General features: G+C 67.6%; 10 protein-coding genes. 8 read left to right on the top strand and 2 right to left on the bottom strand.

Annotation, left to right across the window (positions count from 1 at the left end; all coding sequences use genetic code 11):
* The first annotated feature begins 43 nt into the window (after window positions 1–43).
* The 8 genes from BSZ36_RS11510 to BSZ36_RS11475 all read left to right on the top strand — a co-directional run bounded on the left by BSZ36_RS11510 (window position 44) and on the right by BSZ36_RS11475 (window position 12,077).
* Window positions 44–1,660: a sugar porter family MFS transporter gene (locus tag BSZ36_RS11510; protein WP_094549066.1), complete on the top strand. Its 1,617-nt coding sequence runs from the start codon at window positions 44–46 to the stop codon at window positions 1,658–1,660.
* 54 nt (window positions 1,661–1,714) lie between these two features.
* Window positions 1,715–3,082 (top strand): glycoside hydrolase family 2 TIM barrel-domain containing protein, encoded by a 1,368-nt coding sequence (locus tag BSZ36_RS11505; RefSeq protein ID WP_143536875.1) that lies wholly within the window; start codon window positions 1,715–1,717, stop codon window positions 3,080–3,082.
* A 161-nt stretch (window positions 3,083–3,243) separates the two neighbouring features.
* A complete protein-coding gene (locus BSZ36_RS11500; protein WP_218827653.1) occupies window positions 3,244–6,789 on the top strand; it encodes a hypothetical protein in 3,546 nt (1,181 codons plus the stop codon).
* 389 nt (window positions 6,790–7,178) lie between these two features.
* Window positions 7,179–7,529 (top strand): ArsR/SmtB family transcription factor, encoded by a 351-nt coding sequence (locus BSZ36_RS11495; protein WP_218827652.1) that lies wholly within the window; start codon window positions 7,179–7,181, stop codon window positions 7,527–7,529.
* Window positions 7,519–8,241 (top strand): MIP/aquaporin family protein, encoded by a 723-nt coding sequence (locus BSZ36_RS11490; RefSeq protein ID WP_094549062.1) that lies wholly within the window; start codon window positions 7,519–7,521, stop codon window positions 8,239–8,241. The genes BSZ36_RS11495 and BSZ36_RS11490 overlap by 11 nt, the downstream gene beginning before the upstream one ends.
* Window positions 8,242–8,260: 19 nt before the next feature.
* On the top strand, window positions 8,261–9,424 hold the full coding sequence (gene arsD, locus BSZ36_RS11485) for an arsenite efflux transporter metallochaperone ArsD (RefSeq protein WP_094549060.1): 1,164 nt from the start codon (window positions 8,261–8,263) through the stop codon (window positions 9,422–9,424).
* A 29-nt stretch (window positions 9,425–9,453) separates the two neighbouring features.
* Window positions 9,454–11,247 carry an arsenical pump-driving ATPase gene (gene arsA, locus BSZ36_RS11480; protein WP_094549058.1) on the top strand — a complete coding sequence of 598 codons (1,794 nt, stop codon included), beginning with the start codon at window positions 9,454–9,456 and terminating at the stop codon, window positions 11,245–11,247.
* 26 nt (window positions 11,248–11,273) lie between these two features.
* On the top strand, window positions 11,274–12,077 hold the full coding sequence (locus BSZ36_RS11475) for a metallophosphoesterase family protein (RefSeq protein ID WP_094549056.1): 804 nt from the start codon (window positions 11,274–11,276) through the stop codon (window positions 12,075–12,077).
* A 107-nt stretch (window positions 12,078–12,184) separates the two neighbouring features.
* Here BSZ36_RS11475 and BSZ36_RS11470 read toward each other — a convergent pair whose 3' ends face one another.
* A complete protein-coding gene (locus tag BSZ36_RS11470; protein ID WP_094549054.1) occupies window positions 12,185–13,048 on the bottom strand; it encodes a glycoside hydrolase family 16 protein in 864 nt (287 codons plus the stop codon).
* A gap of 87 nt (window positions 13,049–13,135) precedes the next feature.
* A partial coding sequence (locus BSZ36_RS11465; RefSeq protein ID WP_094549052.1) for a glycoside hydrolase family 2 TIM barrel-domain containing protein occupies window positions 13,136–14,282 on the bottom strand: 1,147 nt, incomplete at its 5' end.

Raw genomic sequence — 14,282 nt, 5'->3', positions numbered from 1 at the left:
GAGGAGGGGACCCAGGCGCTCTCCCACATCTTCCTGAGGGTCTATGCCGAATCGCTTCTACGTCGTCCGAACCGCGCTCATCGTAGCGCTCGGCGGCTTCCTCATGGGCTTCGACGCCTCCGTCATCTCGGGCGTCGTCGGGTTTATCGAGACCGAGTTCGCGCTCACGAAGGGCCAGCTCGGCTTCTCCGTCGCCTCGCTGACGCTCACGGCGACGCTCGCGATGATGGTATCGGGGCCGCTCAGCGACCGCTTTGGGCGCCGGAACGTGCTGTTCGTGGCCGCGACGCTGTACGCCATCTCGGCCATTGCGTCGGCGTTTGCGCCCTCGTTTGTGACGCTTGTGATCGCGCGCATGATCGGCGGCTTCGGCGTTGGCGCCTCGCTCATCATCGCGCCGCTCTACATCGCGGAGATCGCGCCGCCGGAGTCGCGCGGCCGGATGGTGTCGTTCAACCAGCTCAACATCGTTCTCGGCATCACCGTCGCGTTCTTTACCAACTACCTCATCCTCCAGCTCGCGGACTCCCCCGCCGAGTGGGCGCAGTCGATGGGGTTTGTGGAGAGCCCCTGGCGCTGGATGCTCGGCCTAGAGGCGCTCCCAGCGGTCCTGTACTTCGTCGGGCTGTTCTTCGTGCCGCAGAGCCCGCGCTGGCTGCTCATGAAGGGCCGCAAGGACGAGGCGCTGCCCATCATGCAGATGGCCGTCGGCAACGTGGCGGCGATGCAGGAGATGGACGAGATCCAGAAGAGCATGGCCGCGGATGCGCAGAAGGAGAAGGGCAGCCTCCGGGAGCTCTTTATGCCCTCGCTCCGGCTCGTGGTCACCATCGGCGTCGTGATCGGCATCGTGCAGCAGGCGACGGGCATCAACGCCGTGTTCTTCTACGCGCCGACCATTTTCGAGCAGTCCGGCATCGGGACCGACGCGTCGTTTGTGCAGGCCATCTTCGTGGGCGTCATCAACCTCGTGTTCACGCTGATTGCCATCGCGCTGATCGACAAGCTCGGGCGTAAGCCGCTGCTCATCGGCGGCCTGATTGGCATCACGCTCGCGATGGGACTCCTGGCGTACGGCTTCGGCCAGGCCACCTACACGCTCCCCGACCTCCAGGCAGCAACAACCGAGACGGACTCTGGCGTCCCAGAGGGCATGACCGGTGAGCAGGCCGCCGCGCTGGCGCCTCTCGTGGGGCAGACGTACGGCAACGACGTGGCCTTTAAGACGGCGCTCCAGGGCGCCCTCGGCGAGTCCGCGGCGACGGAGTACGAGGCGCCGCTGATCACCTCGGCGATCACCATCAACCCGACGCTGATCCTGATCGGCATCCTGGGCTTTGTGGCCGCCTTCGCGGTCTCGCTCGGGCCGGTGATGTGGGTGCTCTTTTCCGAGCTGTTCCCCAACCGCATCCGCGGCATCGCCATCTCGTTCGTGGGGCTGATCAACTCGGCGGTGAGCTTTGCCGTGCAGCAGATCTTCCCCGTCGAACTCGCCGCCCTCGGCGCTGCGACGACGTTCGCCGTCTTCGGCGTGATCGCCGCCTTTGGCCTGGTGTTCGTCCTGTTCGTCGTCCCCGAGACCAAGGGCAAGTCGCTCGAAGAGCTGGAGGCCCAACTGGTCCGCGCGCCCGAGGCGCCGCAGGTCTCACCGGCCATCTAGCCTCTGGCGCCAGAGGCCCGGCTTCTGGCGCCATCCACGCATTCCCGCTCTCCCATGCTGTTCCGCTCCTGCTGCGCCCTCCTGGGCCTCTTCGCTCTCGCTGCGTGCAACCCGTCCGCGCCAGAGGCCTCTGGCGAGACCGCCGTGGCCGCCACCGAGGGACCCGCGAAGGTGGAGGTCCGCGGCGACAGCACCGGCTACGGGCTGTTCGTGGACGGCGAACCGTTCTACATCAAGGGCGCCGGGCTGGAATTCGGCGACGTGGAGGCCCTCGCGGCGCACGGCGCCAACTCGTTCCGCACGTGGCGGACGGACAACGGCGAGGCCACAGGCAAGGAGGTGCTGGACCGCGCTCACGCCGCGGGCCTGATGGTCACGATGGGCCTGGAGATCGCCCGCGAGCGCGAGGGGCAGGGGCGAGGCGTGTTCGGCTTCGATTATGACGATGAGGAAGCGGTCGCGGCGCAACTAGAGCGCGTGCGCGCCGAGGTGATGGAGCTCAAGGACCACCCGGCGCTCCTCATGTGGGGCATCGGCAACGAGCTCAACCTGGGCGCCGACAACCCGGCGGTCTGGGACGCCGTCAACGGCATCAGCGAGATGATCCACGAGGTGGACCCCAACCACCCGACCACGACGATGCTCGCGGGCATCGGCCCCGAGTTGGTGGAGGACATCCGCGAGCGCGCGCCGAGCCTGGACCTGCTCAGCATCCAGATGTACGCCGACATCGAGAACCTTCCGCAGCGCATCGCGGACGCCGGCTGGGACGGCCCGCTCGTCATCACCGAGTGGGGCGCGACGGGCCACTGGGAAGTACCTACAACACCCTGGGGCGCGCCGATCGAGAACAACTCGTCGGTCAAAGCCGACCTCTACGGCTCCCGCTACCGCACGGCCATCCTGAGCAACCGCGAGCAGATCCTGGGCTCCTACGTGTTCCTCTGGGGCCAGAAGCAGGAGCGCACGGACACGTGGTACGGCATGTTCTTGGCCTCTGGCGAAGAGACCGAATCCATCGGCACGATGGAGGAGCTGTGGACCGAGAAGGTCCCCGCCAACCGCGCTCCCCGCCTCGATGCCGTCACGCTCGACGGCCGCGGCGCGCTCGACGCCATCCAACTCGACCCCGGCCAGACCGTACCCGCGGCCGTCTCCTCGTCCGACCCCGACGGCGACGGCCTCCGCTACCGCTGGGAGGTCCGCGAGGAGCAAAAAGACCTCAGCGAAGGCGGCGATGACGAGTCCGTCCCGCAGCTCATCCCCGGCTCCATCGACGCGCCAGAGGCCGCCGAGGTAGCGGTAACTGCGCCCGAGACGCCCGGCGCCTACCGCCTCTTCGTGTACGTCTTCGACGGCCAGAACCACGCCGCGCACGCCAACATCCCCTTCCACGTCGGCGACTACGAGCCGGTGGACTAGCCTCTGGCGCCAGAGGCGCCGATCACGCGCCCACTCTGAGACGCGGGACCCCGCCGGCTTCTTTTCCTGATTTCCCGAGACCTGATTCCTCTCTTGCTTGCCGCTCTGAATTCCCGCTTTCGCGGGGAGAACGCCCGGGCGAGAGGGGAGGCGAGACCACGATGACACGCACGAACAAGACGACGGACGCGCCGCTAGCGCCAGAGGCCGACGCGCTAGGGGTTGCCATCGGAGACCGCGCGGTGCAGCGCAACGCGGGAGCCGTACGGGGGGAGTTCGTGACCGTCGACGGGGTGGAGAGCTACCGGATCGAGAACGTCGACCGGATGGCGCCCTTTTTCGTCAGCGTCGTCAGCGACGCCGACCATTGGCTGTTCGCGAGCAGTCTGGGCTCGCTCAGCGCCGGGCGCCACTCGCCGGACCACCCGCTGTTCCCCTACGAGACCGTCGACCGCATCCACGACGCGCAGGGCCAGACGGGCAGCAAGACGCTCCTCCTCGTCACGCCAGAGGCCTCTGGCGACGGCGAGAGCGCCGCGCGCGCCAGGCTCTGGGAGCCGTTCTCGGACCGCTACGCGGGCGTCTACCGCACGCGGCGGAGCCTGACCAAGAGCCTGCAGGGCGACCGCCTCCGGTTCGAGGAGACCAACGACGACCTCGGCCTGACGTTTGCCGTCACGTGGTGCACGAGCGAGCGGTTCGGCTTCGTCAAGCGCTCCGAGCTCACCGCGGAAGCGGGCGCGCGCGTCCGCGTTTTGGACGGGCTGCAGAACCTCATGCCGTACGGCATCAGCCGCGAGATGCAGGCGACGCGCAGCGTGCTGACCGACGCCTACAAAAAGAACGAACGCGTCAGCGGCACCACGCTCGGCCTGTTCACGCTGAGCGCGATCCCCGTCGACAAGGCCGAGCCCAGCGAAGCGCTTAAGGCCACAGTCGTCTGGTCCGTCGGCCTCGACCCCGACACGATCCTGCTCTCCTCGCGCCAGCTCGACCGCTTCCGCACGGGCCAGCCTCTGGCGCCAGAAGACGCCGTCCGCGCCGAGCGCGGCGCGTACTTCATCGAGGCCACCGTCGAGCTCGGCGGGGGCGAGTCGAAGAGTTGGGAGACCGTCGCGGACATTGAGCAGGACGCGGCGGACGTGATCGCGCTTGTCGACCTGCTGAGCCCCGAGGCCGGCAAGCTGGACTACTTGAGAACGGCCGTCGCCGCGGACGTGCAGGCGGGAACGGAGCGGCTGTGCCGCCTGGCCGCTGGTGCCGACGCCGAGCAACTGACCGCCGAGCCGATGACGACCGCGCGCCACCGCATGAACGTGATGTTCAACATCATGCGCGGCGGCGTCTTCGACGAGGGCTACAGCCTGGTCCGCGACGATGTGCGCGCGTACGTGGCGCACCACAACCGGCCTCTGGCGGACGCCCACGCGGACTTCTTCGATAGCCTCCCCGAGCGCGTAACCGTCCAGGCGCTGCGCGAGGACTCGCGCGCCAGAGGCCCGCAGCTTGAGCGGCTGTGCGCGGCGTACCTGCCGCTGAGCTTTAGCCGGCGCCACGGCGACCCCAGCCGCCCGTGGAACCACTTTACCATCGACCTCAAAAACGAGGACGGGAGCATCAAGCGCGGCTACGAAGGCAACTGGCGCGACATCTTCCAGAACTGGGAAGCGCTTGGCCGCTCGTACCCGGAGTACCTGGAGGGCTTTATCGCCACGTTCCTCGGCGCCTCCACCGCAGACGGCTACAACCCGTACCGCATCACCGACGAGGGCATCGACTGGGAGACCATCGAGCCCGACGACCCGTGGAGCTACATCGGCTACTGGGGAGATCACCAGCTGATCTACCTCCTGCGGCTGCTCGTCCTTTCGGGCGCGCACCACCCGGGGCGTCTGGATGCGCTCCTCTCGCGCCGCCGGTTCTCGTACGCCAACGTCCCGTACCGCATCAAGCCGTACGCCGACCTCTTGCGCGATCCGCACGACACCGTCGAGTTCGACGCCGAGTTGGAGGAGGAGATCGAGCGCCGTGTCGAGGCCATCGGCGCCGACGGCAAGCTGCTCCAGGATGCCTCTGGCGATGTACTGCTCGTCACGCTCGCGGAGAAGCTGCTCGTCCCACTCCTCGCGAAGCTGACCAACTTCATCCCCGAGGGCGGCATCTGGATGAACACGCAGCGCCCCGAGTGGAACGACGCCAACAACGCCCTCGTCGGCTACGGCGTCTCCATGGTGACGCTGTTCGCGCTCCGCCGCTACCTCGACGTGCTGCGCGAGATCCTCGCGCCGGCCTCTGGCGAGAGCGTCGAGCTCTCCGCCGAGGTCGCCGACCTGCTCAATGCCGTCTCCGACGCGTTCGGGCGCTTCGCGGACCGTGCCGACCGCGACCTGACGGACGCCGAGCGCAAAGAGGTCGTGGACGCACTCGGTGAGGCGGGCAGCGCCTACCGCCAGAGGCTCTACGCCGATGGGCTCTCGGGCGACGTCCGCGAGGTGCCGCTGAGTAACGTCCGCGCGCTGCTGGACCGCGCGCAGGCCTTCGCGGACCACACCATCGCCGTCAACCGCCGCGAGGACGGGCTGTACCACGCCTACAACCTCATGACGGCCTCTGGCGACGAGATCGGCGTGGGCCATCTCTACGCCATGCTCGAAGGGCAGGTCGCCGCGCTGGACGCGGGCGTGCTCTCGCCCCAGGCCTCGCTGGACGTGCTCCGCGCGCTCCGCGCCAGCGGCATCTACCGCGCCGACCAGCACAGCTACCGACTCTACCCGGACCGCGAGCTCCCGAGCTTTCTGGAGAAGAACAACGTCCCGCCAGAGGCCGTCGAGTCGTCACCGCTGTTGCAGGCGCTCCTCGATGCGGGCGACACGAGCGTCGTCGTGCGCGACGTGCGAGGCGGCGTCCACTTCAACGGCGCCTTCCGCAACAAAACCGACCTCGAAGTCGCGCTCGACGCGTTACGCACCGGCCCCCACGCGGACCTCGTCGCGCAAGAGGCCTCTGGCGTGCTGGCGACCTTCGAGGAGGTGTTCGACCACCGCGCGTACACCGGCCGCTCCGGCACATTCTTCGGCTACGAAGGGCTGGGCAGCATCTATTGGCACATGGTCTCCAAGCTCGCGCTCGCCGCGCAGGAGACCTTTCTTCGCGCTCACGACGCGGGCGCCGATGCTGGCACGCTGGATGCGCTCGCCGAGGCGTACTACGACATCCGCGCTGGTCTCGGCGGCAGCAAAACGCCCCAGGCCTACGGCGCCTTCCCGACCGACGCGTACTCCCACACGCCGGGCCACGCGGGCGCCAAGCAGCCCGGCATGACCGGGCAGGTCAAAGAGGACATCCTGTGCCGTTGGGGCGAGCTCGGCGTGCACATCGAAGGGGGCCGGATCGTGTTCCGCCCGAGCCTCTTGCGCGCGGACGAGTTCCTGACCGAGAGCGCCACGTTCCACTTCGTGGACGTCCACGGCGACGCCCAAACGCTCGCGCTCCACGCCGGCTCGCTGGCGTTCACGTATTGCCAGGTGCCGGTCGTCTATACGCGGTCCGAGGCGCCGTCGCTCCGCCTCGTCGCAGCCTCTGGCGAAACGACGGAGGTAGACGGTGCGGCGCTTTCGCCAGAGGCCAGCGCAGAGGTCTTCGGCCGCACGGGCTCCATCGCGAGGATCGAGGTGGGGCTTATGCCATCGCTACCAAGCGCCGCGTAGCGCTGCGGGTGCACGGGCGGGAATGGGGGCGTGCGATTACGCATGGTCTGGTTGGGGCTGCTACTTGCGCGATCGCGATGCGGGTGAGCTGCGACATCTAGCGTCCATCGCTCTGCGGTCTCGCGCCGCGCGAGGTCGCTAGCGACCTGCCGGGTGAGGCGGACTGGACTGGAGGCCTTGTGACCACGCGCCAGCGGCTCCTGAACCGCCCGGCTATCGTGCGCTCGCGGTGCCATGTCTCGGTCCAGTCGGCGCCAGAGGCAGGTCACGTTCTGGTCTGTCTACGGCCGGAGCCTCTGGCGTTCGTTCGCAAGTAGGAGGGAGAGCGGTCCTCGAGGTTGACAGGGAAGGACATTGTAGCTATCGTATATCTACGATAAGCGATGACTATGCAAGCCAAGACAGACCTCTTCCCCCCCGACCTCGTGCGCCTCGCTCAGGCCGCTAAAGCACTTGGCCACCCGGCGCGGCTCGCCATCATGCAGACGTTGGCCGCGCGCGGAACGTGCGTCTGCGGCGAGGTCGTCGACGAACTCCCCCTGGCTCAGGCCACGGTCTCCCAGCACCTGAAGGCGCTCAAAGCGGCGGGCCTCGTCCGCGGTGAGGTCGATGGACCACGGTCGTGCTACTGCATCGACGCAGACGCGCTTCGCGGGCTCGCCGATGGGTTCTTGGGCTTTCTCGGCCCCATCCTCGACTCCCTCGCCAGAGGCGGCGACTGCTCCGACAATGGCTGCTGACGCCGCACGGGCCTTCCCTCCATCTACCTGGCGGGCGTCGCTTGCAGAGGGGTTCGGCACGTTCGCCCTCGTCTTCGCAGGCACTGGCGCCGTCGTAGTTGACGCTCAGACGGGGGCGCTTGGCCACACCGGCGTAGCGCTCTCGTTCGGGCTCGCGGTCATGGCGGTGATCTACAGCGTCGGTGAGGTGTCTGGCGCCCACATCAACCCGGCTGTCACCATTGCTTTCTGGGCTGCCGGGCGGTTTCCCGCTGCTCGCGTCGTGCCGTACGCGCTCGCTCAGGTCATGGGTGCCCTCGTCGCCAGCGGCTTGATCGCGGCCCTTTTTCCGTCCTCCACCACGCTGGGCCAGACGGTCCCGGGTGGGACGGCCCTTCAGAGCGGAGTGCTCGAGGGCGTGCTCACGTTCCTGCTCATGTTCGTCATCCTGGGCGTAGCCGTTGGTGCGCGAGAGGTCGGGCTTCTGGCGGGCGTCGCCATCGGGGGGACCGTCGCGTTCGAGGCGTTGATGGGCGGCCCGATCTCGGGGGCATCTATGAACCCGGCGCGCTCCATCGGGCCGGCCGTCATCGGCGCGGCGACCGGCGCGGGCGGGCTGAGTGCTCTCTGGGTCTACCTCGTCGGCCCCACACTAGGTGCGCTCTTGGCTGTCCCGGCGTACCGCGCGGTTTACGGCGACCGCGCGCCCTCACCCTTTGCTCTCCCTCTCTGATACGGCTCCTCGCCCCGACATGACCAACACGCTCTCCGACGCCGCCCTCCGCCAGTCCGTCCGCGACAAGTACGCCGCTGTCGCTCGCGGCGAAGCTCTCTCGTGCTGCGGTCCAGACAACTCATGTGAAACCGAGATCGAGATGATCGGCGACGCCTATGACGGTGTTGATGGGTACGTCAGCGCGGCCGATCTGCGACTCGGGTGTGGGCTCCCGGTCGAGCACGCTGGGCTCGCGCTGGGGCAAAGGGTCCTCGACCTCGGCGCCGGTGCAGGCCTCGATGCCTTTGTAGCTCGACGCGTAGTCGGCGACAGCGGGCAAGTATTCGGCGTCGACTTCACGCCCGGAATGGTCGAGAAAGCTCGCCAGAACGCTGCTGCGCTGGGGTACACCAACGTCCGATTTGAGTGCGGTGACATCGAGGCGCTCCCGTTCCCCGACGCGGCAGTCGATGTCGTCATCTCGAACTGCGTACTCAACCTCGTTCCCGACAAGGCCCAGGCGTTTGCCGAGACGGCACGCGTGCTCCGTCCGGGCGGCCACTTCTGCATTTCCGACGTCGTGAGCCGGGGGGAACTGCCGGCATCCACCCGAGCTTCCGCCGAACTCTACGCCGGCTGTGTGGCCGGCGCGCTGGACCAGGACGACTACCTCGCACTCCTGGCTGACGCCGGGTTCGACGGAGTCGAAGTCGTCACCGAGCGGCCGATCGCTCTGCCAACCGACCTCCTGCCCGGCGGCGCCGAAGCCTCACTCTTCAGCATCACCGTCCGCGGCACGCGCCCGGCGACAGATGCCGCCCCCCCGGCGACTACGGGCGCGACCACGCTCCGTGTCTATGACCCACCACAGTGTTGCTCCACAGGCGTATGCGGGCCCGATGTGGACCCAGCCCTCGTCCAGTTTGCCGCTGATCTTGTGGCTCTGCAGGCCTCTGGCGTCGCTGTCGAGCGGTTCAACCTCGCTCAGCAGCCCGAGGCGTTCGTGGCCGAGCCCTCAGTAGTGCAGGCCGTGAACGTCGTTGGAACGTCCGTCTTACCGCTTCTCGTGATTGGGGGGCGCATCGTCTCGCACGGTCGGTACCCGAGCCGCGCTGAGCTAGCGTCGATCGTGTGTGCCGACCCCATGCCCGTCATCGGTCTGGGCGTCGCCAATTTTGGCCCCGGCTCGTCGTGTTGCTAGCCCTGTACTTGCCCCCTCGCTCCTCCACCATGCTGTCCTTTATCGAGTCCCCAACACCCACTCTCTTCTTTACGGGCAAGGGCGGCGTTGGCAAAACGTCTCTGGCGTGCGCGACGGCTGTTGCGCTCGCCGACGCCGGCCGCCGCGTGCTTCTCGTCTCGACCGATCCTGCCTCCAACCTTGCCGACGTGCTCGGTGCGCCCGTAGGGCCGACGGCCTCTGACGTCGCGACGGTTCCAGGCTTGCGAGCTCTCAACGTAGATCCCGAAGCGGCCGCCCGCGAGTACCGCGAGCGCGTCGTGGGCCCCATGCGAGGCGTGTTACCTGATGATGCCTTGAGGGGCATCGAGGAAGGCCTCTCAGGTGCCTGCACGACTGAAATCGCCGCGTTCGACCGCTTCGCATCGATGTTGGCAGGTGAGGGCGAGGCCTCTGGCGCCGACGTGGTCGTGTTTGACACGGCTCCAACGGGGCACACACTCCGGCTTCTCGAACTGCCTGCGGCATGGAGCGGCTTTATCGATGAGAACCCCGGCGGGGCTTCGTGCCTGGGACCTGCAAGTGGGCTGGAAACTCAGCGCGAGAGGTATCAGGCAGCGGCCCAAGCGCTTCGCGATCCCGCGCGAACGATCCTGGTGTTGGTGGCACGGCCCGAGCCGTCAGCGCTCGCAGAAGCGGCGCGATCCGCGGCGGAGCTCTCCGCGCTTGGCGTGGCAGGGCAGCGACTGGTCGTCAACGGCATGTTCCAGGCGACAGACCCAGGAGACCCTCTCGCAGCGGCAATCGAACGTCAGGCACAGGTTTCGCTAGAAGAGTTCCCTGCGTCACTCGCGGCGCTTCCAGTTGAGACCCTCGCGCTCCGGCCTCATAACTTGGTCGGGTTGTCGGCGCTCCGGGACTTGGCCTCCGGTCACGAAGCTCGTCCTCTACCCCAAGAGGTGAGTTCTTCAGTGCTCCCGAGCGAGGTTGGCGACCTCGCGGCAATCGTAGACGAAGTGGAGGCCGACGGAAAGGGGCTCGTCCTCGTGATGGGCAAAGGCGGCGTGGGAAAAACGACCGTTGCCGCAGCTGTTGCCGCCGAACTCGCCGGGCGAGGCCACGCCGTTCACCTCACGACGACCGACCCGGCGGCGCACCTGAGCGACACACTAGGTGATGACGTGCCAGGCCAGATTTCCGTGAGCCGGATAGATCCGGCCGAGGAGACTCGCCGCTACACCGAGCGCGTGCTCCGAACAAAGGGGGCGAGCCTCGATAGCGACGCCCTACAGATCCTCTTCGAGGATCTGCGGAGCCCGTGCACCGAGGAGGTCGCCGTGTTTCACGCCTTCAGCCGCGCTGTTGGTCAGGCCGCGCGTGGGTTTGTGGTGATGGACACAGCGCCGACCGGCCACACTCTCTTGCTCCTCGACGCGACGGGCAGCTACCACCGCGAGGTCTTGCGGTCGAGCGGGCTTCCCGACGGACGCGTGACGACGCCGCTGATGCGCCTCCAGGACCCTGCGTTTACTCGCGTTTTGGTCGTCACCCTTGCGGAGACCACGCCGGTTCGTGAGGCCGCTGCGCTTCAAGCGGACCTCCAACGTGCTGGCGTTGAGCCGTTCGCGTGGGTTGTCAACCGCTCGCTCGCTGCCGCCCGTCCAACCGATCCGCTGCTCGCGGCCCGGGCTGCGGCAGAGGGACCAGAAATAGAGGCGGTGGCGCGCGATCACGCTCCGACAGGGCCCGACGGTCCGCGCCTGGCGGTCCTCCCGTACTTGCCCGAGCCGCCAGTTGGTGCGAGCCGCCTTCGCGCGCTCGCCGGCGACGCCGTTCTCGTCTAGACCCTCTCATTCCTCCACTCCCTCTCATGACTACAACGTTTGCCGTCTTTTCCGATGTCCACGCCAACCTTCCCGCCCTCGAAGCGGTCCTGCGCGACATCGACGCGCGGCTTGGCCGCGGGGAGGTCGACGCCGTGTACTGCCTCGGGGACCTTGTTGGATACGCGACGTGGCCCAATGAAGTCGTGACCGCCGTTCAAGAGCGGGGTATTGCGACGATCGCTGGCAACTACGACGAGGGCGTTGGGCTGGGCTCCGACGACTGTGGGTGCGCCTACCTGACCGACGAGGACAAAGCTCGCGGAGCTGAGTCCATCGCATATACCAACGGGGCCGTTACCGACGCGACGCGGCGATATCTCCGGAGTCTCCCCCGGCATCTTCGCGTGACACTGGCGCCGCCGCGCGAGCGGAAAGCTGAACCCATCGAGGTGCTGATGGTCCATGGCAGTCCGCGTCGGATCAATGAGTACCTGTTCGAGGACCGGCCTGACGATTTGATCCTAAAGCGGATGACCGAGGCTAGAGCCGACGTGATGCTCGTAGGCCACACCCACAAGCCGTACCACAAGGCTCTCGCGGTCGAGACCGAGACGGGCGAAACGCTGTACCGACACGCCGTCAACATCGGCTCCGTTGGCAAGCCCAAGGACGGCGACCCGCGCTCGTGCTATGTACTGCTGACCGTCGATTCAGAGCGCCCGAAGACAGACCCTGGATACTGTTCTGCCGAGTTCATCCGCGTGGAGTACGACGTGGAGGAGACAGCGCAGGCTATCGAGGCCAGTCCGCTTCCGAACGACTTCGCCCAGATGCTCCGCGATGCCTAAGGAGGCACGAAGCCGCCCGTTCGCGAACGGCATGGCTGCGGAAAGCGCCAGAGGCTCGGGCCGGCAACGGCCCTGCCTCACCCAGCCGCCAGAGGCCTCTGGCGGCGCTACTCGGAGCGCTCGTACACGCGGACGTAGTCCACCTGCATCGTCTGCGGGAAGACCGTCGTCTCGTCCGGCGGGCCGGGGAGGTTGCCGCCGACGGCGACGTTGAGCAGCAGGAAGAAGTCGTGGTTGAACGGCGCCGCCGGGTCGTCGCTGCCCGTCGTGTACCAGTCGTCCGAGGTCTGGGTCTGGTAGAGCACGTTGTTGACGTACCACCGGATCTCGCCTTCTTCCCACTCGATGGCGAACACGTAGAAGTCGTCCGCGAACGTGCTGCCGTCCCGTAGTTGGAGCTCGTCGCCCGAGAACACGTTGGCCGGCGCCGGGCCGCCGTAGTGCAGCGTGCCGAACACCTCGTCCGGGCGGCTGCCGATGTTCTCCATGATGTCGATCTCGCCAGAGGCCGCCCAGCCGCCGTAGGTGTCCTCGGAGAAGAGCATCCAGATGGCGGGCCAGATGCCCTGCGTCTGAGGGAGCTTGGCGCGGATCTCGAACCGGCCGTACGTCCAGTCGCCCTTGCCCTTGGAGTCCAGCTTGGTCGAGGTGTACCCGCCGTCGGCCTCCTGTCGCGCCGTGATCGTGAGGAGCCCGTCTGCGACCGTGTGGTTGTCCCGGGTGTAGATCTGGAGCTCGTTGTTGCCGAACCCGCACAGCTCCGGGCAGCCGTCGCCCGACGTGATGCTCCACTTGGTCTCGTCGACTTCGCTCCCGTCGAACTCATCGGACCAGACCAGAGCCCACCCGTCCGGGGTAGCCATCGGATCAGGGACGACCTGGTCGACGGAGTTGTCACAGCCCACCGCGACGCCCGCGCCGATGGCGAGGAGCCCGAAGGCGAGAAGAAGGGGGCGGATGCGGGACGTCATGATGGGGAGAGAAAGGCGTCGCCAGAGGCCTCTGGCGATGGGCAAGGCAAAGCCGCGATGCGGAAACCGCAGGGGCCGCGCCAGAGGTTAGTTGGCGGGCTGGCCGACGTAGAACGGGAAGTTGGCCGTGGCCACGTTTCCGTTGCCGTCGTAGGCGTAGACGAACATGCGGTACGGGCCGTCGGTCGTCGGGGCGCGCATTTCGAGCGTGCCACCGTCGCGGCGGACGGCGTCGATGCGGACGGCGTCGGGGCGGGCCTCGGCGTCGCCGCCGGCCCGGATGTCGGTGCTCTCGGGCAGCAGCTCCCATTCGTAGCGGAGGTTGTCGCCGTCGGGGTCCGTAACCGTCGCCTCGAAGGTCACGCGGGAGCGGGCGTCGGCGTAGACGCTGGCGTAGCGGTCCTGCCCATTGGCGGTGTACGCCGTGATGGCGGGCGCGCGGTTGTCGGGGTAGGCGCCCGTCCAGAGGTACTGGAGCTCGTCCAAGACCTCAGTCTCGAAGCCGCCCGGCGTGAAGATGCCGTACCACGTCGGCGTGGTCTCCTGCTTGTCGCCCCACAGGAACGCGTAGGAGCCGATGCCGCGCGCCTTGTCGGCCGCGATGCCGCGCTCGTAGCGGATGCGGTACATCTGCGCCTTTTCGTGGCTCGTCTGCTCGATGGGTGTGCCCCACGCCGTCTTGGGGACTTCCCAGTGCCCATCCGGGCCCCACTCCGCGATCACGTACGGGCCGTCCCAGCCGGCGCGCCGGAGCGTGGTGCCTACGCTTGGGCCTTCATACCCGTAGGAGCGGAGCTCGCTCGTGCCGCCCACGAGCTCGCCGTACGTGTTGATGCCGTACACGTCGATGGCAGGCGCGCGGTCCATGATGAGTTGCACCTCGGCCACGTCCAGTCCCGCCGTGACGTGCATGACGGGGTGGTTCGGGTCCTCCTCGTGGATCATCTCCGCGATGTCGTTGATCGCGTCCCATACCTTGAAGTCGGTGTAGAACAGGTCGTTCTCGTTGCCCAGCCCCCACATGAGGATCGCGGGGTGGTCCTTGTACTCGCGCACGACCTCGCGAAACTGCGCGAGCTGCGCCTGCACGGCCTTGCTGTCGTTGTAATCGAAGCCCTGCCGCTCCTGCCCGGTCCACAGGCCGAAGACGACCGAGAGGCCCTTTTCGTGCGCCTCGTCCAGCACGCCGATGGCTTCGCCCGCGCCCCACGTGCGGATCGAGTTGGCGCCAGCG

Origin of the sequence: Rubricoccus marinus (assembly GCF_002257665.1) — a bacterium.
GTDB classification, from domain to species: Bacteria; Bacteroidota; Rhodothermia; order Rhodothermales; family Rubricoccaceae; genus Rubricoccus; species Rubricoccus marinus.
The sequence above is the reverse complement of the archived record's forward strand: the minus strand, read 5'-3'. Positions and strand labels throughout refer to the sequence as shown.

Coding starts and splice junctions, on each gene's coding strand:
- BSZ36_RS11470 (WP_094549054.1), bottom strand. CDS start 13,048: ATGACGTCCCGCATCCGCCCCCTTCTTCTCGCCTTCGGGCTCCTCGCC.
- arsA (WP_094549058.1), top strand. CDS start 9,454: ATGCTGTCCTTTATCGAGTCCCCAACACCCACTCTCTTCTTTACGGGC.
- arsD (WP_094549060.1), top strand. CDS start 8,261: ATGACCAACACGCTCTCCGACGCCGCCCTCCGCCAGTCCGTCCGCGAC.
- BSZ36_RS11475 (WP_094549056.1), top strand. CDS start 11,274: ATGACTACAACGTTTGCCGTCTTTTCCGATGTCCACGCCAACCTTCCC.
- BSZ36_RS11510 (WP_094549066.1), top strand. CDS start 44: ATGCCGAATCGCTTCTACGTCGTCCGAACCGCGCTCATCGTAGCGCTC.
- BSZ36_RS11505 (WP_143536875.1), top strand. CDS start 1,715: ATGCTGTTCCGCTCCTGCTGCGCCCTCCTGGGCCTCTTCGCTCTCGCT.
- BSZ36_RS11495 (WP_218827652.1), top strand. CDS start 7,179: ATGCAAGCCAAGACAGACCTCTTCCCCCCCGACCTCGTGCGCCTCGCT.
- BSZ36_RS11500 (WP_218827653.1), top strand. CDS start 3,244: ATGACACGCACGAACAAGACGACGGACGCGCCGCTAGCGCCAGAGGCC.
- BSZ36_RS11490 (WP_094549062.1), top strand. CDS start 7,519: ATGGCTGCTGACGCCGCACGGGCCTTCCCTCCATCTACCTGGCGGGCG.